This window comes from Aeromonas sp. V90_14 (assembly GCF_029967615.1).
GTDB classification, from domain to species: Bacteria; Pseudomonadota; Gammaproteobacteria; order Enterobacterales; family Aeromonadaceae; genus Aeromonas; species Aeromonas hydrophila.
Genome location: NZ_JASCAS010000003.1, coordinates 150877 through 173744, shown reverse-complemented (window position 1 = coordinate 173744; position 22868 = coordinate 150877). Strand labels below are relative to the sequence as shown.

At 63.0% G+C, this 22868-nt stretch carries 21 protein-coding genes and 1 riboswitch; of the genes, 9 read left to right on the top strand and 12 right to left on the bottom strand.

Annotated elements, in window-relative coordinates:
- The first annotated feature begins 48 nt into the window (after positions 1 to 48).
- Positions 49 to 432, top strand: coding sequence for a hypothetical protein (locus QLG02_RS04390; RefSeq protein WP_268031129.1), 384 nt, complete (start codon positions 49 to 51; stop codon positions 430 to 432).
- A gap of 193 nt (positions 433 to 625) precedes the next feature.
- Here the strand turns inward: QLG02_RS04390 and QLG02_RS04385 are convergent, their stop codons facing one another.
- The 5 genes from QLG02_RS04385 to QLG02_RS04365 are packed head-to-tail and all read right to left on the bottom strand — an operon-like array spanning position 626 to position 7995.
- Positions 626 to 3418 (bottom strand): FAD-binding and (Fe-S)-binding domain-containing protein, encoded by a 2793-nt coding sequence (locus QLG02_RS04385; RefSeq protein WP_282464600.1) that lies wholly within the window; start codon positions 3416 to 3418, stop codon positions 626 to 628.
- On the bottom strand, positions 3418 to 4062 hold the full coding sequence (locus QLG02_RS04380) for an LUD domain-containing protein (protein ID WP_282464599.1): 645 nt from the start codon (positions 4060 to 4062) through the stop codon (positions 3418 to 3420). Before QLG02_RS04380 ends, QLG02_RS04385 begins: the two co-directional genes overlap by 1 nt.
- Before the next feature lies 1 nt (position 4063).
- Positions 4064 to 5500, bottom strand: coding sequence for a LutB/LldF family L-lactate oxidation iron-sulfur protein (locus QLG02_RS04375; RefSeq protein ID WP_282464598.1), 1437 nt, complete (start codon positions 5498 to 5500; stop codon positions 4064 to 4066).
- Positions 5493 to 6284 (bottom strand): (Fe-S)-binding protein, encoded by a 792-nt coding sequence (locus QLG02_RS04370; RefSeq protein WP_282464657.1) that lies wholly within the window; start codon positions 6282 to 6284, stop codon positions 5493 to 5495. The genes QLG02_RS04375 and QLG02_RS04370 overlap by 8 nt, the downstream gene beginning before the upstream one ends.
- Before the next feature lie 13 nt (positions 6285 to 6297).
- Positions 6298 to 7995: an L-lactate permease gene (locus QLG02_RS04365; protein WP_282464597.1), complete on the bottom strand. Its 1698-nt coding sequence runs from the start codon at positions 7993 to 7995 to the stop codon at positions 6298 to 6300.
- Between the two features lie 60 nt (positions 7996 to 8055).
- Here QLG02_RS04365 and QLG02_RS04360 point away from each other — a divergent pair, with 60 nt between their 5' ends.
- Together QLG02_RS04360 and QLG02_RS04355 are read left to right on the top strand one after the other, a co-directional pair.
- Positions 8056 to 9033, top strand: coding sequence for a LysR family transcriptional regulator (locus QLG02_RS04360; RefSeq protein ID WP_073350623.1), 978 nt, complete (start codon positions 8056 to 8058; stop codon positions 9031 to 9033).
- Between the two features lie 66 nt (positions 9034 to 9099).
- Positions 9100 to 9414, top strand: a complete 315-nt coding sequence (locus QLG02_RS04355) for a ribbon-helix-helix domain-containing protein (RefSeq protein WP_242798634.1) — start codon at positions 9100 to 9102, stop codon at positions 9412 to 9414.
- Positions 9415 to 9488: 74 nt separating this feature from the next.
- Here QLG02_RS04355 and QLG02_RS04350 read toward each other — a convergent pair whose 3' ends face one another.
- Together QLG02_RS04350 and QLG02_RS04345 are read right to left on the bottom strand one after the other, a co-directional pair.
- The gene (locus QLG02_RS04350; RefSeq protein WP_242798632.1) at positions 9489 to 9884 is read right to left on the bottom strand and encodes a VOC family protein; all 396 of its coding nucleotides are present in this window, start codon (positions 9882 to 9884) and stop codon (positions 9489 to 9491) included.
- A 153-nt stretch (positions 9885 to 10037) separates the two neighbouring features.
- Positions 10038 to 10820, bottom strand: a complete 783-nt coding sequence (locus QLG02_RS04345) for an alpha/beta hydrolase (RefSeq protein ID WP_005302068.1) — start codon at positions 10818 to 10820, stop codon at positions 10038 to 10040.
- 106 nt (positions 10821 to 10926) lie between these two features.
- On the opposite strand from QLG02_RS04345, the gene QLG02_RS04340 reads away from it, so the two are divergent.
- The 3 genes from QLG02_RS04340 to QLG02_RS04330 are packed head-to-tail and all read left to right on the top strand — an operon-like array spanning position 10927 to position 12159.
- Positions 10927 to 11283 carry an MmcQ/YjbR family DNA-binding protein gene (locus QLG02_RS04340; RefSeq protein ID WP_029300443.1) on the top strand — a complete coding sequence of 119 codons (357 nt, stop codon included), beginning with the start codon at positions 10927 to 10929 and terminating at the stop codon, positions 11281 to 11283.
- The gene (locus QLG02_RS04335) at positions 11280 to 11768 is read left to right on the top strand and encodes a GNAT family N-acetyltransferase (RefSeq protein ID WP_270826379.1); all 489 of its coding nucleotides are present in this window, start codon (positions 11280 to 11282) and stop codon (positions 11766 to 11768) included. Before QLG02_RS04340 ends, QLG02_RS04335 begins: the two co-directional genes overlap by 4 nt.
- A 55-nt stretch (positions 11769 to 11823) precedes the next feature.
- Entirely contained in the window at positions 11824 to 12159 is a 336-nt protein-coding gene (locus tag QLG02_RS04330) for a DUF3802 family protein (protein WP_024944925.1), read from the top strand.
- Between the two features lie 339 nt (positions 12160 to 12498).
- On the opposite strand, the gene msrA is transcribed toward QLG02_RS04330, so the two are convergent.
- Complete coding sequence (gene msrA / locus QLG02_RS04325; RefSeq protein ID WP_282464596.1) at positions 12499 to 13131, bottom strand: peptide-methionine (S)-S-oxide reductase MsrA; 633 nt, start codon at positions 13129 to 13131, stop codon at positions 12499 to 12501.
- 259 nt (positions 13132 to 13390) lie between these two features.
- Here msrA and argA point away from each other — a divergent pair, with 259 nt between their 5' ends.
- Both argA and lysC read left to right on the top strand, forming a co-directional pair.
- Entirely contained in the window at positions 13391 to 14719 is a 1329-nt protein-coding gene (argA, locus tag QLG02_RS04320) for an amino-acid N-acetyltransferase (protein ID WP_011706389.1), read from the top strand.
- Positions 14720 to 14826: 107 nt separating this feature from the next.
- Positions 14827 to 15051: riboswitch (Lysine riboswitch) on the top strand.
- An 89-nt stretch (positions 15052 to 15140) separates the two neighbouring features.
- Positions 15141 to 16493 carry a lysine-sensitive aspartokinase 3 gene (gene lysC, locus QLG02_RS04315; protein ID WP_282464595.1) on the top strand — a complete coding sequence of 451 codons (1353 nt, stop codon included), beginning with the start codon at positions 15141 to 15143 and terminating at the stop codon, positions 16491 to 16493.
- A 93-nt stretch (positions 16494 to 16586) separates the two neighbouring features.
- On the opposite strand, the gene QLG02_RS04310 is transcribed toward lysC, so the two are convergent.
- Positions 16587 to 17675 (bottom strand): hypothetical protein, encoded by a 1089-nt coding sequence (locus QLG02_RS04310; protein WP_024944922.1) that lies wholly within the window; start codon positions 17673 to 17675, stop codon positions 16587 to 16589.
- A gap of 254 nt (positions 17676 to 17929) precedes the next feature.
- Between QLG02_RS04310 and QLG02_RS04305 the strand changes: the two genes are divergently transcribed.
- A complete protein-coding gene (locus QLG02_RS04305; protein ID WP_282464594.1) occupies positions 17930 to 20191 on the top strand; it encodes an LTA synthase family protein in 2262 nt (753 codons plus the stop codon).
- A gap of 89 nt (positions 20192 to 20280) precedes the next feature.
- On the opposite strand, the gene QLG02_RS04300 is transcribed toward QLG02_RS04305, so the two are convergent.
- The 3 genes from QLG02_RS04300 to QLG02_RS04290 form a co-directional block, all read right to left on the bottom strand.
- Positions 20281 to 21294 (bottom strand): S66 peptidase family protein, encoded by a 1014-nt coding sequence (locus QLG02_RS04300; RefSeq protein WP_282464593.1) that lies wholly within the window; start codon positions 21292 to 21294, stop codon positions 20281 to 20283.
- Positions 21295 to 21471: 177 nt separating this feature from the next.
- A complete protein-coding gene (locus tag QLG02_RS04295) occupies positions 21472 to 22230 on the bottom strand; it encodes a transporter substrate-binding domain-containing protein (protein ID WP_282464592.1) in 759 nt (252 codons plus the stop codon).
- A gap of 175 nt (positions 22231 to 22405) precedes the next feature.
- Positions 22406 to 22723, bottom strand: a complete 318-nt coding sequence (locus QLG02_RS04290; protein ID WP_011706400.1) for a heavy metal-binding domain-containing protein — start codon at positions 22721 to 22723, stop codon at positions 22406 to 22408.
- Positions 22724 to 22868 lie beyond the last annotated feature (145 nt).

Sequence of the window (22868 nt, the reverse complement as noted above, 5' to 3'; positions counted from 1 at the left end):
CACAATTAATCCATCTGTAGCATGACTTATTCACATTGGAGGAAAAACATGAAAAAGTTTTTGCTAATGGTATTGTTTTCAATTCCAGCGTTCGCTAACGAAAATACAAAGCTGCCATTCTCATTTATTACTGAATGTAAAAAGGTTTTCAATGTAGGTGAGGTTAAAAGAGCAGACAATAGATATTCTTGGAAAGAGGATGACTGTCAATTTCTTCCTCAAGGACAATGTCTTGGCTCTATTAGTGTGCATAGTATATGTGGTGGAGCAGAGGATGGTGTGACTGTTATGAACCCAAAACAGGCACAAGATATGCCAAATGGTGGTGTCCTATTCTACACCACATATAATAGAGAGCCATGTGACTGGGGAACAGGGAAGAGTGCTCATATCGCAGTGGTATATCAATGTTTTACTCCTACTACGAAGTAAACTCTATTTTCGTGAATGGCTTTCAATCCAAAATTGAGAGTTCTATTTTACATGGAATTTCATATGAAATGAAAAGTATGCCTGCATATATTTAAGTCACATTGACCAATACAAAGGCAACATGAATTACTAAAAAACACTCACTCTTCTTGAGATAGCCCCCTGACAGAATATATTCTGCCGGGGGGATTATCTATTTCGCAGCCTGATCCACCAGATAGAGGATGCTGTGATAGGGAATGCCGGCGTGCTGGCTCAGTCCCATCTCGCAGGTACGGCTGTTGCTGAATCCCTGACGGCAATCGCTGGGCACCTGGGTGGGCAGGCTGGCGAGCGCGGCTGCGTTGAGCTCCGGGGTCATCAGCCCCTTGTCGCCGGCAAAGCCGCAGCACTGGATATGCTCAGGCACGATCACCTCGCGGGCGCAGGCGCGAGCCAGCGCCAGCATATTCTCCCCCAGCCCCATGCGCCGGCTGCTGCAGGTGATATGGAGCATCACGGTCTCATCGATGGGGGTCAGCTCAAGGTGGGGCAGCAGGTGTTCCAGCACAAAGGTAGCGGGCTCAAACACCCGCAGGCCCTTGCCGAGCGCACCTGAAAGCAGTCGCTGCACGCAGGGGCTGGTATCGAGCAGCACGGGCCAGCGCCCCTGCTCGCTTGCCTGCCACAGGGCCGCCGCCAGCTCAGTACGCTTGGCGGCAGCCACCTCGCTCATCCCCTTGCTGTCATAGGGCATGCCACAGCAGAGTCCCTCAATGCCTTTCGGCACTATGACTAGGCAACCCGCCTTCTTGAGCAGGGATAACACCACGTCTGGCAGTGACGGGGCATCCTCCTGCTGGCCGAATACCCGGCTGGCGCACGACGGCAGATAAACCACAGCGCGCTCGCTGGATCCGCCATGGCTTCCCTCCCCTTGCGACCACTGGTAACGGCTCGGCCCCGGCAGGGTGGGCAGCCAGGCGGGTGTGCGCTGGCCGCTCAGATGGCGAACCCCATTCACCAATCCCGCCAGCGCTGTGTCTCCCAACAGCTTGCCGACAATGGCTTTGAGGCCCAGCGCACTGCGCGCCGTGCGGGTAACGCCAGCGAAGTGATCGGCGCTCCAGCGGGCGATGGGCACGAAGCGCTGGTACTTGTCAGTGCGCAGCTTCTTGATGAGCGCTCCGGTGTTGATGCCGACCGGGCAGCGATCGGCGCAGAGCCCAGTGGCGGCGCAGGTGTCGATGCCCTGATAGTCAAACAGCCGGGCCAACTGGTTGGAGGGCTCATCGGCACGATTGCGGCGGGCCAGCTCGCGATAGAGCACGATGCGCTGGCGCGGCGACAGTGACAGGGTGCGCGAGGGGCAGACTGCCTCGCAAAAGCCGCACTCGATACACGGATCGACGATGGCATCGCTCGCCGGCATGGGCTTGAGGTGGGTCAGGTGGGCCTTGGGGTCGTCGTTGATGATGACGCCGGGATTGAGCATGCCAGCTGGGTCCAGCAGCGCCTTGATGCGCCGCATCAGCGCCATCCCCTCCGGCCCCCATTCCAGCTCCACATAGGGGGCCATGTTGCGGCCGGTGCCGTGCTCGGCCTTGAGCGACCCGCCAAAGCGCACCGCGACCAGCTCGGCTACCGCATCCATAAAGGCGCCGTAGCGGGCCACCTGGGCCGGATCGTCAAAGCCCTGGGTAAAGACGAAGTGCAGGTTCCCCTCCAGCGCGTGGCCAAAGATGATGGCTTCACCGTATTCGAAGCGATCGAACAGTTGCTGCAGCCCCGCCACCCCTTCGGCCAGACGTTCGATGGGAAAGGCGACATCCTCGATGATGACGGTGGTGCCGGTGGTGCGCACCGCCCCCACCGCCGGGAAGAGCCCCTTGCGAATGGCCCAGAGGCCGGCGCTGTCGCTGGTAAAAGGCACCGAGGCGACCTGGGCGAACTCGGCGGCCATGCCCATCACCTGCTCGCAGCGATCGACCAGCTCCTCTTTCGACTCCCCATGCACCTCGACAAGCAGGGCGCAGGCAGCCAGATCCAGCGCCTTGATAAAGTCCGGCAGGCCGGGCTTGCCCGCCACCGAGCGAAGGGAGCGCCCATCCATCAGCTCCACCGCTGCCACCGGCGCACTTTTCAGGCGCGAGGTGGCCAGACACGCTTGCTCCGCGTCCCGAAACACCAGCAGGGCCGAGGCCTTGTGGGGGTATTCGGGCACTGTGTCGAGCACCACCTCGGCGATAAAGCCGAGGGTCCCCTCCGAGCCAATCATCAGGTGGGTGAGGATATCGATAGGGTCCTCATGGTCGAGCAGGGCATTGATGGCGTAGCCGGTGGTGTTCTTGAGCCGGTACTTGTGGCGAATTTTCGCGGCAAGCTCGGCGTTCGCCAGCACCTCGGCGCGCAATGCGGCGAGCCCGGCCAGCAGCTCCGGGCGCCTGGCCGCCAAGGCGGCGCGGCTGTGGGGATCACCGCTGTCCAGCACTGTGCCATCTGCCAGCAGCAAGGTCATGGCGTGCAAGGTGTGATAGCTGTTGTGGGCGGTGCCGCAGCACATGCCGCTCGCGTTGTTGGCGGCGATGCCGCCAAGCTTGCAGGCGTTGATGGAGGCCGGATCAGGCCCAATCTTGCGGCCCAGAGGCGCCAGATAGCGGTTGGCATCGGCGCCGATCACCCCGGGTTGCAGGGCGATGCGCGCCCCCTCGTCCAGAATGTGATGACCGCGCCAACTGTCGGTCAGGGTGATGAGCACCGAATCGCTCAGGGCCTGGCCCGAGAGGCTGGTGCCGGCGGCGCGAAAGGTGCACGGTAGGCCCAATTCGCGGCACACCCCGAGCACGAAGCGCACCTCATCAAGGGAGTCGAGGCGCACGATGCGCTCGGGTACCAGCCGGTAGAAGCTGGCGTCCGTGCCGTGGGCCAGCCGAAGATCAGGGTCGCTCACCAGCCGCTCCGGCGGGATGCACTCAAGCACGGCGGCGTCAAACTGGTTCCAAGGCATCAGCAATCCTCCACCAGCACTACCAAGAGGCGGCTCGGGCCGTGGGCGCCGTAGGCCAGGGTCTGCTGGATGTCGGCGGTCTTGGAGGGGCCGGAGACCAGCAGCAGGTTGGTGGGCATGGCCTGCTGCCAGCGCCCGGCCGCCACCAGCCCCGCCAGGTTGTCGGCGATGGTGGAAGCCGCCAGCAGGGCGATATGGCAGGGGGGCACAAGCGAAATAGTGCGCGGCTCGCCACCATCGGGCAGCAACACCAGCGTCCCGGTATCGGCGATGGCCCCCGCGCAGTGGGTGATGCCCGCCTGACAGACGTCAAACAGATCGTCTTTCCAGCTGGCAAACTCCCCCGCCGGGGTCAACACAGATCGCCCGACGCAAGCCGCCGCAACCGCCGCCTGCCAGCGGCCACCCTGACCACAGGCCAGATGCGTCATGCCTTCTTCATCCAGCCAGGCGCTCAGATCCTGGGCCAGGTTTGCCTCCTTGACGGTGAGGATCTCGGCGTGGCTGGCGCAGATCCCGGCAACAAAGCGCTCGCGCCGTGCCTGTTCATCCTCCCCGCGCCAAGGCTGCCAGCCATGGTGGGCATGTGCCATGGGGGGGGCGGCGCCGCGCAGGCGGCTTAATATGGCCTCTTTGCTCGACATATCAGGACTCCTTCTTCTTCTGGCGCAGCAGGGCGTGCAGGCTCTGGGGGGCGGGTTTGGGGGCCTCGCGGCACTGGGTCCAGGGGCCCAGATGTTTGGGCATCAAGCCCCGCAGGCGACCGGCCACCCCGGTCGCGGCGTGATAGAGGCGCGGGTGGGTGGCGGCAAAGGCAAAGCCCTGCATGGCAAGCGTCTCGAGCCGGCTCTTGGCCGCCCCCTGCCCCGCCAGCGGTGCGTGGCCGGGCTGTGCGTCGTGTTTGGCCTCCCGGCGCAGGCGCTGCAACAGGTCGGGTATGGGGATGCGCACCGGGCACACCTCGCCACAGGCGCCGCACAGGCTCGACGCCGTCACCAGATCACTCGTGCTTTTCAGCCCCAGCAGGTGGGGGGAAACTATCTTGCCGATGGGGCCCGGGTAGATGGTGCCGTAGGCGTGGCCGCCGATGCGGGTGTAGACCGGGCAGTGGTTCATGCAGGCGCCGCAGCGGATGCACTGCAATGTCTTGCGCAGCTCCTCGTCCCGGTAAGCCTGGCTGCGGCCGTTGTCCAGCAGCACCAGGTGCACCTCGTCCGGGCCGTCCAGCTCCCCTGCCCGGCGCGGGCCGCTGATGACGTTGAAGTAGGTGGTGATGGCCTGACCGGTGGCCGAGCGGGTCAGGGCGCTGTAAAGGGGCGGCACGTCGGATAAGCACTCCACCACCTTCTCGATGCCGGTGATGGCCACGTGCACTTTCGGCACCGTGGTGCACATGCGCCCGTTGCCCTCGTTCTCGACGAGGCACAGGCTGCCGGTCTCGGCCACCGCAAAGTTGACGCCGGAGAGCCCCATGCCGGCGCGGCGAAACTCTTCACGCAGGGCCCGCCGCCCGGTCTGGATCAGGGCGTCCACGTCCGTGGTGGGGGTGAAGCCTTCGAGGTTGCTTGCGAAGGTGTCACTCACCTCCTGCTTGTTCTTGTGGATGGCGGGCATGATGATGTGGGACGGGGTGTCGCCGTCGAGCTGGACGATAAACTCCCCCATGTCGCTCTCAAGGCAGCGGATGCCGTGGCGCGCCATCTCGTGGTTGAAGCCTACCTCCTCGCTCACCATGGACTTGCCCTTGACGATGCTGCTCACCCCATGTTTTTGGGCTATGCGAAGGATGATGGCGTTGGCCTCGACCGGCGTCTGGGCCCAGTGCACCCGGATGCCGTTGCGCTCACAGTTGGCTTCGAGCTGCTCCAAAAGGTCCGGCAGACGCGAGAGACAGCGCTGGCGGATCTGCTCCGCCGCATCGCGCACCGCCGCTTCTTCGGCGGGGTCGGCGAAGGCATCGCGGCGCTTGGCGCGCAGGTAATCCATGGCGCCGCGAAAATTCTGGCGCAGCACGGGGTCGGCCAGGGCCGCCTCGGCCTGGGGATGGAAGCGGCGCGGCGAATACTTGGCGTGCTCACTCATGATGGGCCTCCTGTTTTGGCTCTTGTAAGCACTGAGCCACCGGCTCGCTGTGGGCGAGCAGGAAGCTGGCCAGGTGCATGGCGGGCAGTACCTTGCCCTGATAGGCCAGGGATCCCTTGATGTTCAAGAGGCATCCCCAGTCGGCGCTCACCAGGGTGTCGGCGCCGGTGGCCAGCAGGTGGCGGGTCTTGTCCTCCACCATGGCCTGGCTGATGTGGGGATGGCGCACCGAGAAGGTGCCGCCAAAGCCGCAGCACTCGCTCTCGTAGGCCTGCTCATGCAAGGTGACCCCATCGAGCTGACCCAGCAGGGCACGGGCCCGGCTGTGCACCTGCATCTCGCGCCGGGCCGAGCAGGAGGTGTGCATGACGATGCTTGCACTCCCCACCCCGTGCCAGCGCACCCGGCAGACCTGGGCCAGAAACTCGGTGAGCTCGAACACCCGCTCGCAAAACGCCGCCACCTCGGAGCTCTCGGGAAAGAGGCGCGCATAGTGGTGGTGCATCATGCCGCCGCAGGAGCCCGACAGCACCACCACCGGCCAGGGCTCGGGGAAAAGCGCCATCTGGCTTTGCGCCACCTGGCGCGCCTCCTCTTCATGGCCCGAGGTGTAGGCCGGCTGCCCGCAGCAGGTCTGTTTCTCGACAAAGTGCACCCTTATCCTTTCCCGCTCAAGCAGGGCGATGGCATCGAGCCCCGCCACCGGGTCGAACAGGTCCACCAGACAGGTGGCGTAGAGATAGACATCGGCTGGCTTGGCCGGATAGACCCGCATTACCTTCATCACTTGCTCTCCTTTACTTCAGCTGCAGCAGGACGTCCGAGATGTGGAAGCTGTACATGAGCGCCAGCCCGATCAGGCCGGTGGCCAGCAGGTAGTAGAGGGTCGGCAGCGCGGTCTTACGCAGCGTCGCCCCCTCACGGCCGAGCAGCCCCACGGTGGCCGACGCCGCCACCACGTTGTGAATGGCAATCATGTTGCCGGCGGCGGCGCCCACGGCCTGCAGCGCCAGCATGGCGGCGGTGGAGACACCCAGGGTCTGCGCCACTTCAAACTGGAACTGGCTGAACATCATGTTCGACACCGTGTTGGAGCCGGCGATAAAGGCCCCCAGCGCGCCGATAGTGGCGCTGAGCGCCGGGAAGAACTCCCCCACCAGCCCGGCGGCAAAGTTCGCGGTGGTCACCGGCATGCTGGCGAGATCCGCCCCGTTGACGCCGGAGTTGATGAAGATGCGCACCATGGGCACGGTGAAGATCAGCACAAAGCCGGCGCCGATCAGGGTGCGGCTGGACTCCCCAAGAGCCCTCCCGAAGGGGGTGAAGGAGCGCGATTGCAGCAAGGTGGCGAGCAGGGCGCAGAGCACCAGCAGGCCGCCCGGCAGGTAGAGCGGCTCAATGGAGGCGCTGACCCCCTTCTCCCCCAGCAAATCCGTGAAGGCAAGGCTCACCGACAGGAGGTTTGCCTTGAACTCCGGGCTCACCCGGCTGGCCACCAGCAAGAGGGCCAGCGCCACATAGGGGAGCCAGGCCAGCATGAGCGACATGGGGCTGGCGGCAGCTTCTTTGAGATCGAGCTTGAGGGAGCCCAGCCACTCGGCGGGCCACTCCTGCTCGGGGGCGAAATCCCAGCTGGTTGTTGGCACCAGAAAACCAGCCCGCGCCGCCGTCACCACCAGGGCCAGCCCCACCAGACCGCCGATGAGGGACGGGAACTCGGGGCCGAGCAGCATGCCGGTCAGGGCATAGGGGACGGTGAAGGCGAGCCCGGCAAAAATCGCGAAGGGCAGAATGGCGAGCCCCTCGGTCCAGCTGCGATGGCGGCCGAAGAAGCGGGTCAGCATCATCACCATCAGCACCGGCATCAGGGTGCCGACGGTGGCGTGAATGAGGGCCACGTTGGTGGTCACCTGCTGCAGGTAGACCTCCCAGCTGCTGCCGCCGGCGCTCAGGGTCTGGCCGATGGCCTGGTTATCCAGCCCCTTGTTGATCCCCACCAGAATGGGGGTGCCCACCGCGCCGAACGACACAGGTGTGGACTGGATCATCATGCCGAGCAGCACCGCGGCCAGCGCCGGAAAGCCGATGGCCACCAGCAGCGGCGCCGCGATGGCGGCCGGGGTGCCAAAACCGGAGGCCCCTTCGATAAAGGCGCCGAAGCACCAGGCGATGATGATGGCCTGGATGCGCCTGTCCGGCGAGATGTTGGTAAAACCGCCGCGAATGGCGCTGATGGCGCCGGTGTGTTTGAGGGTGTTGAGCATCAGGATGGCGCCGAACACGATCCAGAGCACGGTCACCGTGATCACCAGCCCCTGCAGGGTGGAGGCAAAGACCCGGGTCGGGCTCATCTGCCAGCCCCACAGGGCAATGAACACAGTCAACAAAAAGGCGACGGGCATGGCGCGCTTGGCGGGCCAGTTAAGGCCGACCAGCAGCACGGCGGCCACCAGGATCGGCGAGAAGGCCACCAGGGCCAGCAGGGTGTCTGTCATCATTGCGTCCTTGTCCGAGCGGTGCAGAGGCGCACCTTGTTGTTGTTTTGTTAAGCGGACGTGACCTTACCCTGTTCCTTTTTCGCGATATATGGAAATAATGAACAACATTCGTTCCAAAAGTTGATCAATATGGCCAGTACTGACGACCTCATCCTCTTCGCACAAGTGGTGGAAGCCGGCTCCTTCAGCAAGGTAGCTGAACAAAATTCCCTGACAAATTCAGTGGTTAGCAAGCGGATCGGACGCCTGGAGGAAGAACTCGGGGTGCAGCTGCTCTATCGCACCACCCGCCGGCTCACCCTGAGCGAGGCGGGCAAGGAGCTCTATCAGGGTGCCAAAAATGTGAAGGCCGCCGCACTGGACGCCTTCGACGCGGTGGCGGGTTTTGGTGAAAAGGTGAGCGGCCATGTGCGGATGTCGGTGCCCACCATCTCCGGCGAGCTCTTGCTCGCCGATGCGGTGGCCGATTTTTGCCAGCAGCACCCGGGGCTCACGGTGGAGATGTCGCTGGACAACCGCTTCGTCAATCTGGTGGAAGAGGGGTTCGACCTGGTCATTCGCACCGGCTATCTGGATGACTCCAGCCTCATCGCCCGCCACATTCTCGACTCCCAGTGGGTGATCTGCGCCGCCCCCGCCTATGTGCGCCGCTTCGGGGCGCCGCGCGAGCCATCAGACTTGCTCGCCCACAACTGCCTGCGCTACGCCTACCAGAGCACGGGGGCCTCGGAGTGGGCCTTCAAGGGGGAAGAGGGCAACTACCTGCTGTCGGTATCGGGCAGCTTTTGCACCGACAACGCCGGCGCCCTGCGCAAGGCGGCGCTGGGAGGACGCGGCATCGTCTATGTGCCGCGTTGCCTGGTCTATCACGATCTGATGAACGGCGAGCTGGTGGATCTCTTCCCCGATCAGGTGGGCAAGAAGCTCGGCATCTACGCCGTCTACCCCTTTACCCGCCAGCCACCGCGCAAGATCCGGCTGCTGATCGAGCACATCCGCCAGCGCTACCTCGACATCGCCCACTATTTTGGCTGACGGGGGATGGCGCTCATCCTGTGTCAACGGGGGGCTTTTTTGACCCGGGCGGCAGAGTTGCCTACCATGGCCCTCCCCTTTACCGCTCAGGACCAGCCCATGTGCACCGTCTTCTCCGGCCAGGATCCCAGTCACTACGCCTGCACCACCCGCTCGGTGCGGATCTGCGGCCACAGCACCAGCATCCGGCTGGAAAACAAGTTCTGGACCATCCTGGAGCAGCTCTGCCAGGCCCAGGGACGCTCCATGGGACTGTTTCTCTCCGAGCTCTATCAGGAGGCGCTCGGCAACGGCATGGAGATGAGCAACTTTGCCTCCCTGCTGCGCTGCTCCTGTCTGGTCCATCTGGAAGCGAGACAGGAGCAGGACGTCGCCGCCTGAGGGGCCTTTTCCTTCCTCATGAAAAAAGGGCCGCAGCACCAGGCTGCAGCCCCTTCTTATTCCACTCTTCAAGCTCAGGCGAAGCGGCCGGCCCGTTCGATGAACTCGATCTGGTAACCGTCGGGGTCGGTCAAAAAGAACAGCCGGGCCAGCAGGGTGCCCTCATGGTGCATCGCCTTGACCGGCGCAGGGGCCAGACCCAGCGCCGTCAGACGCTGATGCGTCGCCTCGATGCCTTCCACCGTCACCGCCAGATGGCCATAGCCGTTGCCATGGCTGTAGGGCTCGGCCTGACCCTGGTTGTGGGTCAATTCGAGCTCGAAGCCACTCTGGTCATTGGCAAGGTAGGTGAGGGAAAAACCGTCGAAGGGGAAGTGATCCCGCACCGCCAGCTCGAGGGCCTCGCGGTAGAAACGCACGGATCTATCCAGGTCGCGAACCCGGATCATGGTGTGGACGAGTTTGGTCATAGGGACTCCTTGGTGATGGGAGTCACAGGGTAACCAAGGGCTCAGCCGGCCGGGTAGTAGTGGACTAGCACCCGGCGATTGCCGGCCAAAACCTGACATGACCTCGCAGGCTCAAGCCACCAGGGCCGCATCAAATCAGCGGCTGGCGCCAATTCAGCCGGGCTGGGCGGTGAGAAAGGCCAGCGACTGGCGGTTGAAGTGCTCTGGCCGCTCCACGTTGCAGACGTGGCCGCAGCCGTCGATGATCTCGAGCCGGCTGTAGGGATCGCGCGCCACCTGTTCGCGCACCGGCGCCAGGAACATGTGATCTTCCTCCCCCATCACATAGAGGGTCGGAATGGGCAGGGCCCGCTCCTTGAAGTAGCGCATCAGGGGGTTCACCTCGGTGGCGAGACGAAACCAGCGCTTGAACTCTTTTTGGCACAATTTGCGCGCCTCGCGCACGAACAGGTTGCGCGACTCCTGATGGTGCTGGCGCGGCATGATGATGAAGGCAAACAGCCGGTAGAGCCACATGTAAGGCAGGATATGCTGGCCGAGGCGGCCGAGCTGCACCAGCACCCGTGAGCGGATGTCGAGCCGCAAAATGGCGCCGCCCAGCACCATACTCTTGACCCGCTCGGGACAAAGCTCCGCCAGATGGCGAATGAGGATGGTGCCAAGGGAGATGCCGACGAAGTGGGCGCGGCGAATGTTGAGGTGATCGAGCAGTTGCAGGATATCCTCGGTCACCGCCCGAAAGCTGTAGTGGCCCTTGATCACCTGCTGCAGCTTGTGGGACTGACCGTGACCACGCAGGTCCAGCAACAGCACGTTGAAGTGTTCGCGATAGGCGCGCAGCTGCTTGAACCAGATGGAGGAGCTGCCGCCCGCCCCGTGCACGAATACTACCCAATCCCGCTCGGGACCCAGCTCGAAGGTCTTGTGATACAGCATCTTGCGACTCCCTCATCGACGGCATTGGGGTATAGTAGGCGCGCATCTTAGCAGATTTTTTCACCCGACTAATACGTTTGCACCGCAAGCGGCGAGGAACATGACCATGGAATTGACCCGTTTGAGATCCTTTCTGCTGACCCTGCCGGGCGCTCAGGAGGATACCCCCTTCGGCCCAGAGATCCTGGTCTATCGCATCGCCGGCAAGATGTTTGCCCTGCTGGACTGGCAGGCCGATCCGCTGCGGCTGAACCTCAAGTGCGAACCCGAGCTGGCCCTGCTGCTGCGCGAACTCCACCCCGAGGTCAAACCGGGCTGGCACATGAACAAGCAGCACTGGAACACGGTTACCTTCAACGACAGCCTGGCCGACGATCTCTGGCAGGGCTGGGTGCATCACTCCTACGAGCGGGTGGTGGCCGGTCTGCCCAAGGCCAAGCGCCCGCAGGCACCGCAGCGATGAGCCCCGCCATGGCAGCAGAGCCCAGGCTCGTCCAGCTGAACGAGCAACACATCCCCGCCCTTTGCGCCCTGTTCGAGCAGTCGGTGAGAAGGATTGGCCCCCAGCACTACAGCCCGGAGCAGGTCGAGCAATGGGCCCTCGGCGCCCATCATCCCGGCTTTGCCGGCCAGCTGCGCGAGCACCACGGCTGGGTGCTGGAGCAAGGCGGCGAACCACTCGGTTTCGTCACCCTGAGTCAGGATGGCCACCTCAGCCTGCTCTATGTGAGCGCCGATCACCCGCGCCGGGGCTATGGCAGCCAGCTGCTGGCTGCGGCCCTCGCCGAGGCAAAACGGCTCGGACTCACACAGCTGACAACGGAAGCCAGCGTCTTCAGCTATGGGCTATTTTTACGGTATGGCTTTGAGCTGACCGGATTGGAGAGCGTGGAGCGCGGCGGGGTCAGTTTTATCCGTTATCGCCTGCACTGCCGCTTGCCAAGCTAGGTCCAGCCACTAAAATACGCACAGTTTTTTCGTATTGTTGAGGATTGAGGCCGCCATGGTTGTAGAAAGCGAAGGCTATATCGCCCTGATTGAGTATCTGGTGGAGAGTCTGGGACTGTTTGAAACCCAGCAACAGAGCAGTGGTGAACAGACCATCGAAGATCTGGTGAGCGGCCGGGTGGCCAGCAACCTGATGGCCATCTGCGAGCAGAACCCGCAGCTCGATCCCAAGTTGCGCTTCGTGATCATGCAGGAAGCCGATGCGGTGGTGGCCGATCTGGAAGAGGTGCTCTCCGCCGTCTGGCTGCGCGCCCCGACCCCGGAGCAGAAAGCCTTCCTCGAAGAGTTCATCGACCTCATCAAGAACCTGTTTGACGGCGCCATCAGCTGATCACAATGGCGAACGCCAAGTTCGCCACTCCTTCGCAAATTTTCCGCACCGCAAACATGAAAAGGGCCGCCTTCAACGGGCAGCCCTGCTTGCTATCATTTCAACTCATCAAGCTTTTCAATGACTTTTATGAATTTTCGAGGCAAGAAATGTGTCTGGTCTTAGCCGCCATCCATGGTGGCTACTAGGTTAGGCAAAGCGGGTTCAATTTAGTTCCCACCCATGACACATTTTTTTATGATTTTTTCATTCTCCTGACAACGCCCGATAAAAAGGCCGCAAACGCGGCCTTTTTCTTTTTACCATCAATGACAAGTCACAGATACCCGTCATCTTCACCTAGCGGTTGAGGCTCGGTGGCAGGCAGACGCCGATGCCCCCCAGGCCGCAATATCCGTCCGGATTCTTCTCCAGATATTGCTGATGGTAATCCTCGGCGTAATAGAAGGGCACCAGCGGCAGAATGCGGGTGGTGATGGTGCGCCCGTCACCGCTCGCCGTCATCGCCTGCTGGTAGGCGGCCAGACTCTGCTGGGCAATCGCCTCCTGGGTGTCGTCCCCGAAGAAGATGACGGAGCGGTACTGGGTGCCGATGTCACCGCCCTGGCGCATGCCCTGGGCCGGATCGTGCTGCTCCCAGAACAGCTTGAGCAGGTCGCCGTAACTGATCACCTTGGGATCAAACACCACCTGCACCGTCTCGGCATGGCCGGTCAATCCGCTGCACACCTCCTTGTAGGTGGGATTCTGGGTCACCCCGCCCTGATAGCCGGCGGCGGTGGAGTAGACCCCGGGCTGCTGCCAGAACAGGCGTTCCACCCCCCAGAAGCAGCCCATGCCGAACCAGGCCACCGCCATCCCTTCAGGCCAGGGTCCCTGAGTCGGGTGACCATTGACCGCATGCTGCTGGCCAATCACCATCGCCTCGCGGCGTCCCGGCAGCGCGTCTGCCGGCGAAATAATCTGTTCCATGCACCCTGTCCTTGTATAAAAACCTGTGCGATCGCACAGCTGACGAAAAGGAATATCGAAGATAACAGTTTATGGGCCGGGATCAACCTGAGGCGCACCCTCACACCGCTGACGCCCCTGCCCTGCCTGGTGTCACCACTGTTCTGTCCGCCTGGCCGTCCCGGTGACAAAATCACGCAAAATCAATATTTAATCTTGATTTGTGAATTTATTTTCATATATTGAGCCCATTGCTGTTTTTTTATGGAAGAAGCCTCAAGTGCGTGAACGCGAACCCAGCCTGGTCTATGCCTTTCGGCAGTCTACCCCCTACGTCAATGTGCACAGAGGCGCCACCTTCGTGCTGATGATGGGGGGAGAAGCCCTCTGCCACCCCAATTTCGCCAACATCGTCAGCGATATCGCCCTGCTGCAGACCTTGGGCATTCGCCTGGTGCTGGTGTTCGGCTCCCGTCCGCAGAACGACGAGGCGCTGGCCCGCGCCGGCATCGAGGCCCAGTACCACAAGCGCATCCGGGTCACCGATGACGAGAGCTTCGCCATCATCAAGCAGGTGTGCGGCGGGTTGCAGTACGACATCACCGCCCAGCTCTCCATGGGGCTCGCAAACACTCCCATGCAGGGTGCCCGCATCAGCGTGGTGAGCGGCAACTTCGTCACCGCCCAGCCGCTCGGGGTGGATGACGGCATCGATTTTTGCCACAGCGGCCGGGTACGCCGCATCGACGTGGAGGGGATCACTCGCCAGCTGGATCAGAAGAGCCTGGTGCTCATCTCCCCCATCGGCTGCTCGGTCACCGGCGAGAGCTTCAACCTGAGCTCGGAAGAGGTGGCCCGCCGGGTGGCGGTGGATCTGAAAGCGGACAAACTCATCTGCTTCAGCAGCACCCAGGGGGTGATGGATCGCCACGGCGAGGCCATCTCCGAGCTCTTCCCCGAACAGGCCGAAGAGTTGCTGGTGGAGCTGGAGCAGGCGGGGGAAGAGATGTCCGGCACCGCCCGCTACCTGCGCGCGGCCATCGCCTCCTGCCGCGGCGGCGTGCCCCGCTCCCACCTGGTGAGCTATCAGGATGATGGCGCCATGCTGCAGGAGCTGTTCAGCCGCGATGGCCTCGGCACCCAGATCGTGCGCGAAAGCGCCGAGCAGGCGCGCGCCGCCACCATCGAGGACATCGGTGGCATCCTGGATCTCATCCGCCCGCTGGAGGAGGAAGGTATTTTGGTGCGCCGCTCCCGCGAGCAGCTGGAGATGGAGATCGACAAGTTCACCATCATCGAGCGCGACGGCCTCATCATCGGCTGCGCGGCGCTCTACTGTTTCATGGAAGAGGCGATGGCGGAGATGGCCTGCGTCGCCATCCACCCCGACTACCGCAACTCCAACCGGGGAGATCAGCTGGTGGCCAAGGTGGCCGAGCGGGCCAAACGGCTCGGCATCCGCCGCCTGTTCGTGCTCACCACCCGCTCCATCCACTGGTTCCGGGAACGGGGCTTCGATCCGCTGGAGGTGGAAGATCTGCCGGTGGCCCGCCAGCGCCTCTACAACTGGCAGCGTCGTTCCAAGGTTTTGTCAAAGACAATCGTATAAGCCATTGATTTTGCGTTGGCTTGGCTGACTTTTTGAACTTTTTCACAAACTCGATTGACAGTGCAATCCAACGCAAGGTATTTCTAAATGCACTCCACCGCCCTGGTGGAGCCAGAAGAGGAGCGCTGCCCAGGCAGCCCGAGGGAGGACACCAGTGTCCGGCGAACTTGGGTCAGGGGGAGCAGCGCCGAGACATCTGAGGCCACTGGAAACCTCAGTGTCGGCTGCGGGGGCTGAATCCCCCGGGTTGTCATCGGTAGTGGCCATCCCCCACCGCGCCCCATCAGGGGCGGGTACGGGATGGGCTCTTCGGGTGGAGTGCTTCTGGCCGGGATAGCTTCGATCATTCCTGCCATTTTCAGCCTCCTCCTCTCTTTTTGCCCGATGGATCCGGATTTTCATATTAAGACAGGAGTAAGCAATGAGCCCGATCAATGTCGCCAAGTTTGGCGGAACCAGCGTCGCCAACGCGGCAGCCATGAACAACTGCGCCGATGTGGTGCTGGCCAACCCGGCCACCCGGGTGGTGGTGCTGAGCGCCAGCGCCGGCGTCACCAACCTGCTGGTGGCACTGGCTCAAGGCGATCTGGACGAAGCGGGCCAAGAGGCGCAACTGGTCAGGCTCACCGAGATCCAGCAGGCCATTCTGACGGAGCTGGGCGACCCAGGCGATCTGAGTGGCCTCATCCACGGCCAGCTCGGCGAGATCCGCATCATGGCACGCCAGGCTCATCTGCACACCGATGCCGAACTGGCTGATCGCCTCATCGCCTGCGGCGAGCTGATGTCCACCCGCCTCTTTACCGAACTGCTGCGCCAGCGCGGCGTGAAAGCCTGCTGGCAGGATGCGCGCCAGTTGCTGCGCACCGACAGCCGCTTTGGCAAGGCCAGCGTGGATCTGGCCGCCACCCGCGACCTCTGCCAGGCCGCGCTGGGCCCCCTGCTTGGCGACAGCCTCATCATCACCCAGGGCTTTATCGGTGCCGACGGCGATGGGCGCACCACCACCCTGGGCCGCGGCGGCTCCGATTACAGCGCGGCCCTGTTGGCCGAGGCACTCGATGCCGGCTCCATCGAGATCTGGACCGACGTGCCCGGCATCTACACCACGGATCCGCGCCTGGTCACCCGGGCCCGTCCCATCCCCGAAATCAGCTTCGTGGAGGCGGCCGAGATGGCCACCTTCGGCGCCAAGGTGTTGCACCCGGCCACCTTGCAGCCAGCGGTGCGCCAGGACATCCCGGTGTTTGTCGGCTCCAGCAAGGATCCGGCCGCCGGCGGCACCTGGATCCGCGCCAGCACTCGCACCAATCCGCTGTTTCGCGCCGTGGCCCTGCGCCGCAACCAGGTACTGGTCACCCTGCACAGCCTCAACATGTTCCACGCCTACGGTTTTCTGGCCGAGGTGTTCGGCATCCTGGCCCGCCACCGCATCTCGGTGGATCTCATCACCACCTCGGAAGTGAGCGTGTCGCTGACCCTGGATCACACCGGCAGCCAGAGCAACGGCGAGCCCATCCTCGGCGACAAGGTGCTGGCGGAGCTTGGCCAGCTGTGCAAGGTGCAGGTGGAAACGGGGCTGGCGCTGGTGGCGCTGATCGGCAACCGGATGAGCGAGGCGGCCGGGGTGGGCAGTCAGGTCTTTGACGCCATTCGCGAGCACAACATCCGCATGATCTGTTACGGTGCCAGCGCCCACAACCTCTGCTTCCTGGTCAAGGAAGACGAGGCGGGCCATATCGTCAACCGCCTCCACCAGGAGCTGCTCGATTGATGTACTGACACAGCATGGAAATAAAAAGAGGGGCCGGCTGGCCCCTCTTTGTATATAGGGTGATACGCAGATGAGATCTAAGTGCGGTTCTCCCTAGCCCACCAGGGTCGGCACCGGCAGCAGGTTGGCCCGGATCTCCTCGCGCAGCCCTTCCAGCCGGCTCAGCAGCGCCGCCTGACTTAAGCCCGCCTCGTCGGGGCCCAGGTTGTCCACCAGCTCGGCGAAGTGTTCGGTCACCGCCTGCTGCAACCAGTCGAGCCGGCGCAGGGTGAGCGGGCCGCAGCTCTTGCCGCTGAGATCGTCGGCAATGTCGAGCCGGTGGCTGCGATACATGTCGCGCCACCAGTTGGCAGCCAGCGCTTCCTCGCTGGCCAGCGCCGAACGCCACTCCCCCAGCAGGCTCTGCAAGCGGGCCAGCACGGGCGCGCTCGCCCCCTCCCGGGTCAGGTGTTGCAGCTCCCGCTGCGCCCAATTGATGCACAGGCCGCGCCAGTAGCGAAACTGCGGCAGCGGATCCGGCTCGTCAAGCCACAGGCCCGAGAGGGTGCGGGTCTCCAGCCGCTCCGGCACGTGAAATGCGGGATCGGTGAGGCCGTTGGAGTTGAATTCATGGCGGGGGTCAAAGGGCCACATGTAGCCAAAGTCGAACACGCTGATCTGCTGACCGTCGTCGAGCAGGTTGCCGGGGCTCGGATCCCAGTCGAACCAGCCCCAATGGGCCAGCTCCGCCTGCACCGCCAGCATCTGCGCCAGGTTGCGCTCGTTCAGTTCATGCACCGGCACGCCCCGCAGCCAGGGGGAGACCAGCACGCCGGCCCGGGCCGAGCCAAAACAGGTACAGACCACGTTGGCCAGGATGGTGGGGTGCAACTCCCGCAGGGCCTCTATCTCGCGGCGGCGCTCCAGCTCGGTCAGGAAGGCGGTTCTGCCGTCCACGTTGGCCACCAGGGAGTCGTGCCGGCGCCGCTTCAGGCACCAGTGATGTCCCTCCACCTTGAGGTGGAACACCTCGGCGGTGAGGCCGTGACGATAGACCTTGAGCACCGCTGGATGATCCTCCTTGAGTCGCACCAGCTTGGCCACGGACAAGGGACAGTCCTGCTCGCGCCCGATCCGGATCTCCTGTTTGCTCTCCAGCATGCGGAGCAATCTTGCCTGACGTGCCGCTACTTTGGGATTCATACATGTACCTCCATCCATATTGAGAGACTAAGCAGCAAGGCAGAGGCAGGCCAGTGGCAAAGCGCCATGATGACGCTTTCATCACAGAATGAGTGCGCCCCCCGGATCGGGATCACAGTTTGCATGGTTTCACGGTCACGCAATGTTCATTGTCCGGTCATTAAATTGACAACAAGGAACAAGCCCATCACCATCGGGTCAAATTAAATGCAGCAGCCATGTTTCATCGCAACTCGCTCAAAGGATGAGCCCATATGAAAGCCCCCACTTCAGCGCGCTTGTCAGCTAGGGTGCCCGCTCTGCCCTCCGTGCTGCTCGCCATGCTGGCCGCGCTGCTGCTGCTGACCCTGTTGCTGCCGCAGATCAACCCCGCCAGCTGGCTCGGTCGAGCCCAGCCGCTGGTGCTGGGGCCGGCGGACAACCCCATCGCCACCCTCACCCGTCACGCCCTGCTCTACAAGAGCGACAGCCGCGGCCTCTATCTGGTGGTTCGCAGCCAGTGGCAGTTGCGCGGGCCGCTGCAGGAGGGTGACAAGGTCAGGGTGGAGCTGCTCAATGAGAGGGGCGAGCGCATCGATCAGCTGAGCCAGCCGGTGGACAAGCGCCAGCAGTGCCGCAAGGGGCGCTGCACCCTGGATCTCAACAGTACCCTGCGCGCCCCCGACGACGCCCTGGCCAGCCGCTATCAGTTGCGGATCGGCCTGCTGCTCAAGGAGAGACCCGAGAGCGGTGAATTCAGCCAGATCCTGCAAACCCTGCCGGAGCGGGGTTTCAACCTCAGCTATCTCTGCACCAGTCTGCTGCTGGTGCTGGCCCTGAGCGCCGCCGTGCTGAAGGTGGTGCTGCCCACCCTCAGGCGCAATCTGCGCTGGCGCGTCGCCGGCAGCCTGCTGCTCGGCAACCTCACCTTCGTGCTGCTGCACGGCTTCGTGGTGTTCAAACTGGGGGAGTTTCTGCTCTGGTCAGGCTTTCGCCCCGAGCACTACTACCTCGCCTGGGGCAGCATGGTGCTGGGCTGGAGCCTCTGCGCGCTGGCGGGGTTCAACCTCTACATGGGACTGGTGTTCACGGCGCTGTCCGGCATCGGGCTGCTCGCCAACTTCATGAAGATCGCCATCTACGGGGTACCGCTCGGGGGGGACGATCTCGGCAACCTGGTGGCGCTGCTGCGCATCCTGCTGGAGCAGCACCCGGTGCTGCCGCTGCTGGGCGGTGCACTCGCCCTCTTCTTGTGCTGGCGCTTCGCCCTGTCGCGCTGGATCCTGCGCACCCTGGCCGCCACCGCCGCCTTCTTTGCGCTGTGCGTGTTCGCCACCCAGACCGGCAACAAGCTGCTGGGGCCCAACATTCGCTACGTGGACAGAGCGGTCAACTACCACAGAGACATCATCCGCTCGGGCCCCGGCCTCTATCTGTTCAACCTGGTGGACGAGATGCTGCAAAGCGGCAGCGTATTTCGCTATCCCTTGCAGATCAACGAGTTCACCCCTCAGCTCAGCCACGTCAGCCTGAGCCAGCCGCCCCGTTTCGATCTGGTGATCGTGCTGCAATATGAATCCCTCTGGCTCGGCTGGCAGGGCAAGATCTGCGCGCCGCCCCCCACCTTGAGCCTGCCGGCCAGCGTGCAGCAGTGGCACAAGACCATCCACTCCCCCACCACCGGCGGCATGACGGTACTGGCGGAGTTCGAGATGAACACCGGTCTGCCGGTGGGGCTGCTCAAACAGGGGGTGGTGCCCTACTACTACCTCTCGGAGCAGGTGCCGGGCCTGGCGCAAAGTGCGAGGCAAAGTGGCTACCAGACCCTGTTTGCCCACCCCTATGTGGAAAAATTCTGGGGCCGTGCCAAGGCGATCCCGGCCCTTGGCTATGAGGAGCGCTGGTTCGACACCCGCTTCACCACGCTCGAGCACAAGGGGCTCTATATCTCGGATGATGCCCTCATCGACCACCTGCTCAAGCGCAGCGAGCAGGATGAGCAGCCGTTGTTTGCCTACGCGGTCACCATGCAGGGGCACGGCCCCTTCGACGGGGATCGCTACCAGGCCCAGCAGCTCGACAAGGCCTGCCCGGATCAGAGCGATGCCGACCGTCAGCTGCTCAACACCTACTACACCGGCGTGGTGGATGCCATGGCGTCGCTGGAACATCTGCTGACCAGCCTGGATCGCTCAGGCAAACGCTACCTGGTGGTGGCGTTTGGCGATCATCAGCCGTTCCTGATGTCCGCCGGCAAGGGCATTCACGGCGACAAGCCGCCCCGCGATGCCAGCTACCAGATCCCCATGATGGCCTTTGCCCGCGCCGATGACTCCCTCAATCTGGCGACCCAGTTTGCCCCGGTGCGCCAGCTCTATCAGATGGGCCAGGCCACTCGCCAGCTGCTGGCGGGCGACATGACCCCCATCCCTGATCTGGCCCTGCTCCACCCGGTGCTGGGAGAAGAGAAGGGATTCGATGTAGCCCCTCTGGTACCGCAGATCCGCGCCAGCTTCCGGCCCGACGCTCTGCCCTGAGCCCCGCTACCGCGGAACAGATGACAAAGAGGTCGCCCAGGCGACCTCTTTGTCTATGTGCCGATGCGGCGATGGCAGCCAGAGCGGACTCACTCGCCGAGCCAGGGCTCGCACAGGGTGAGACGCTGGGCATCGAGATCCAGCATCGCCTCGATGCCAAGGGGCAGGGTCAGCATGGGGTGGGTATGGGCGCAGTCATACTCAGCCAGAATGGGGAAGGTCGGCTCCCCCACCACCTCCAGCAGGATATCGAGCGGCCGCCGGCCGCTGCCCTGACAGTCGAACAGCTCGTGTTTGCCGAGCACCAGGGCGCCGATGCGATCAAACACCCCGCACAGCTTGAGGTGGGCAAACGAGCGCTCCACCGTCGCTGCCAAATGGAGGCTGTCTTCCAGCAGCAGAATGTCCCCCTGCTCGATGTCCGGCATATAGGGGGAGCCCCAGATCCCCGCCATCGTATTGAGGTTGCCACCGATAAGCCGGCCCCGCACCCGACCGGAGCCCACCGAGATAAGCCGGTTTGGTTGGCACTGCTTGGCCCGGGTCTGGTTCTCCCAGTCAAGCCGTTCCTCGGTCCATTGCGCCGGGGTCGGCACTGTGTGGGGCACGGCGGCGCCACCGGCCTGGCAGATCTGGCGAAAGCCCGCCAGCGTCTCGTCCACCAGCGGCGGCAACTCGCCGAACGAGGCCACCAGCGCCGGGCCGTAGAAGGTGACTAGGCCAGTGCGGGCATGAATGCCGAGCAGCAGGGCCGTCACGTCGGAGTAACCGATGACTATCTTGGGATCACGCTTTAGCGCATCAAAATCGAGGTGGGGCAGCAGGGAGTTGGAGTTGTTGCCGCCAATCACCGACATGATACAGCGCACCGCTGGATCGCGAATGAGGGCATTGAGCTCGTCAGCCCGGGCGGCGATGGAGCCGGATCGCCAGTGATCCTGCTGGCCGGTGAGGCTGCCGGCCTTGAGTCTGAAGCCCTGCCCCTCCAGAAACGCCCCGGCACGGGCAAAGCGGTTTGGCGCCCAGGCGGTGGCCGCACTGGAGGGAGAAAAAAAGCCGATGGTATCGCCGGGCTTGAGCCCCGGCGGTTTGAGTGTTGTCATCGTAAACGGTCCTGTTCCAGACTTGGCCATCCAGGGCATGGCAGCCACAAGAAAGGACTCATAATAGCCATGCCATGACCCTAAAGACAGCAGGAAAAGAGGACAGAACCAAGAGAGTGGCCAGTGCAACCCGGCGAGTCATCAGGAGCGCGAGTGCTGCGTGAATGTACGAACAACTCATTCGCTCGCCGGCTTGATCCAGAAGCGGTGCACCCATTTCTGGGTGATCTCCTCGTAGGAGCCGTCATTGCGCATCTGATCGAATGCCTTCTGCAGCAGCTTGATGGTGGCTTCATCCGTGTTGCGGCTGAAGGCGAAGTAGAACAGCATGGTCTCCTGAAACTGGAACATGGGGACAAAATCCGAGTAATGATGTCCCAATGACTCTATGTGATAGGCAGCCCCCATCTGCATGGCCGGGGCTATGTCCGCCCTCCCGCGCAGCATCATGCGAAACTTGTCATCCTCGTCATGCACCAATACCAGATTGAGCCCTTTTCCCGACAACTCTCGGGCCATCGCCGAATCTCGCACCACGGCAATCCGCCAGGGAGCCAGCTCGGCCAGCTGACTGGCCACCAGATCGGTACGGCTTGCCAAGCGATAGAACCAGATGACGCGAGGACCGATTGGACCAACCCAATGGAAGAGCGCCTCCCGCTCCGGCAGCCGTATCATGCTGAAGATGACAGTATTGGGATCATATTGCGCCATCTGATAGGCCCGCGCCCAAGGCAGCAGCTGTATCCCCTTGCTGTCGAGCGTGACACCGCTGACCTCCAGCATTCGGTGCAGCATATCCACCGACAGCCCGGTGGCCTGACCATTTCCGTCCCGGTAGTTATAAGGGGGCAGCTCCTCTGTCACCGCCTGAATGCTTGCCCCCATGGCGCTGCCCAACCAGCACCACAGCAATAACCAGCGAACATGGGACATGATTGACCTCCGGACCGTCCTCTCTTGTGACAAGTATGGCGCGCATCAGCCGTACTGCTTATAGTGGCTGGCCATCAAGAGCAGACGGCGGCTCGGTCGCCATCACTCCACGCCGACACGCAGAAACAGAAAAACCGGCACGAGGTGGCCGGTTTTTTTTGTTGCTTCAAAGGGGTCAGACCAGCACGGCAGTGCCGCTGATGCTGACCATCAGCATGCTGCCGCTTTGCCCCACCACCTCGTAGTCGATGTCGATGCCGACCACCGCATTGGCGCCCAGCGCCGCGGCACGCTCCTTGAGCTCGTCGAAGGCGATTTCCCGGGCCCGGGCCAGCTCTTTTTCATAGGCGCCGGAGCGGCCGCCGATGATGTCGCGGATGCCGGCGAACAGATCCTTGAACACGTTGGCGCCGAGAATGGCTTCGCCCACGACGATGCCGCGGTACTCGCGAATGGTCTTGCCTTCCAGGGTGGGAGTGGTTGAGAGGATCATCTTGCTTTCCTTGTGGAGTGTACTGGGGAGACAGCCTAAAGCAGCGCAGGGGACCAGGCAAGCAGGCAGACTCGATACGTGCCAGCCAGACCCTGGCTGATATTGCTCCATATCCCACAGCCACAGCCCGTTGGCAGGCCTGTTT

Coding starts and splice junctions, on each gene's coding strand:
- msrA (WP_282464596.1), bottom strand. CDS start 13,131: ATGGAACAGATTATTTCGCCGGCAGACGCGCTGCCGGGACGCCGCGAG.
- QLG02_RS04375 (WP_282464598.1), bottom strand. CDS start 5,500: ATGAGTGAGCACGCCAAGTATTCGCCGCGCCGCTTCCATCCCCAGGCC.
- QLG02_RS04300 (WP_282464593.1), bottom strand. CDS start 21,294: ATGACAACACTCAAACCGCCGGGGCTCAAGCCCGGCGATACCATCGGC.
- QLG02_RS04290 (WP_011706400.1), bottom strand. CDS start 22,723: ATGATCCTCTCAACCACTCCCACCCTGGAAGGCAAGACCATTCGCGAG.
- QLG02_RS04345 (WP_005302068.1), bottom strand. CDS start 10,820: ATGCTGTATCACAAGACCTTCGAGCTGGGTCCCGAGCGGGATTGGGTA.
- QLG02_RS04390 (WP_268031129.1), top strand. CDS start 49: ATGAAAAAGTTTTTGCTAATGGTATTGTTTTCAATTCCAGCGTTCGCT.
- QLG02_RS04365 (WP_282464597.1), bottom strand. CDS start 7,995: ATGACAGACACCCTGCTGGCCCTGGTGGCCTTCTCGCCGATCCTGGTG.
- QLG02_RS04295 (WP_282464592.1), bottom strand. CDS start 22,230: ATGTCCCATGTTCGCTGGTTATTGCTGTGGTGCTGGTTGGGCAGCGCC.
- QLG02_RS04385 (WP_282464600.1), bottom strand. CDS start 3,418: ATGCCTTGGAACCAGTTTGACGCCGCCGTGCTTGAGTGCATCCCGCCG.
- QLG02_RS04340 (WP_029300443.1), top strand. CDS start 10,927: ATGGAATTGACCCGTTTGAGATCCTTTCTGCTGACCCTGCCGGGCGCT.
- QLG02_RS04380 (WP_282464599.1), bottom strand. CDS start 4,062: ATGTCGAGCAAAGAGGCCATATTAAGCCGCCTGCGCGGCGCCGCCCCC.
- QLG02_RS04370 (WP_282464657.1), bottom strand. CDS start 6,284: ATGAAGGTAATGCGGGTCTATCCGGCCAAGCCAGCCGATGTCTATCTC.
- QLG02_RS04350 (WP_242798632.1), bottom strand. CDS start 9,884: ATGACCAAACTCGTCCACACCATGATCCGGGTTCGCGACCTGGATAGA.
- QLG02_RS04330 (WP_024944925.1), top strand. CDS start 11,824: ATGGTTGTAGAAAGCGAAGGCTATATCGCCCTGATTGAGTATCTGGTG.
- QLG02_RS04305 (WP_282464594.1), top strand. CDS start 17,930: ATGAAAGCCCCCACTTCAGCGCGCTTGTCAGCTAGGGTGCCCGCTCTG.
- QLG02_RS04355 (WP_242798634.1), top strand. CDS start 9,100: ATGGCCCTCCCCTTTACCGCTCAGGACCAGCCCATGTGCACCGTCTTC.
- QLG02_RS04310 (WP_024944922.1), bottom strand. CDS start 17,675: ATGAATCCCAAAGTAGCGGCACGTCAGGCAAGATTGCTCCGCATGCTG.
- lysC (WP_282464595.1), top strand. CDS start 15,141: ATGAGCCCGATCAATGTCGCCAAGTTTGGCGGAACCAGCGTCGCCAAC.
- QLG02_RS04335 (WP_270826379.1), top strand. CDS start 11,280: ATGAGCCCCGCCATGGCAGCAGAGCCCAGGCTCGTCCAGCTGAACGAG.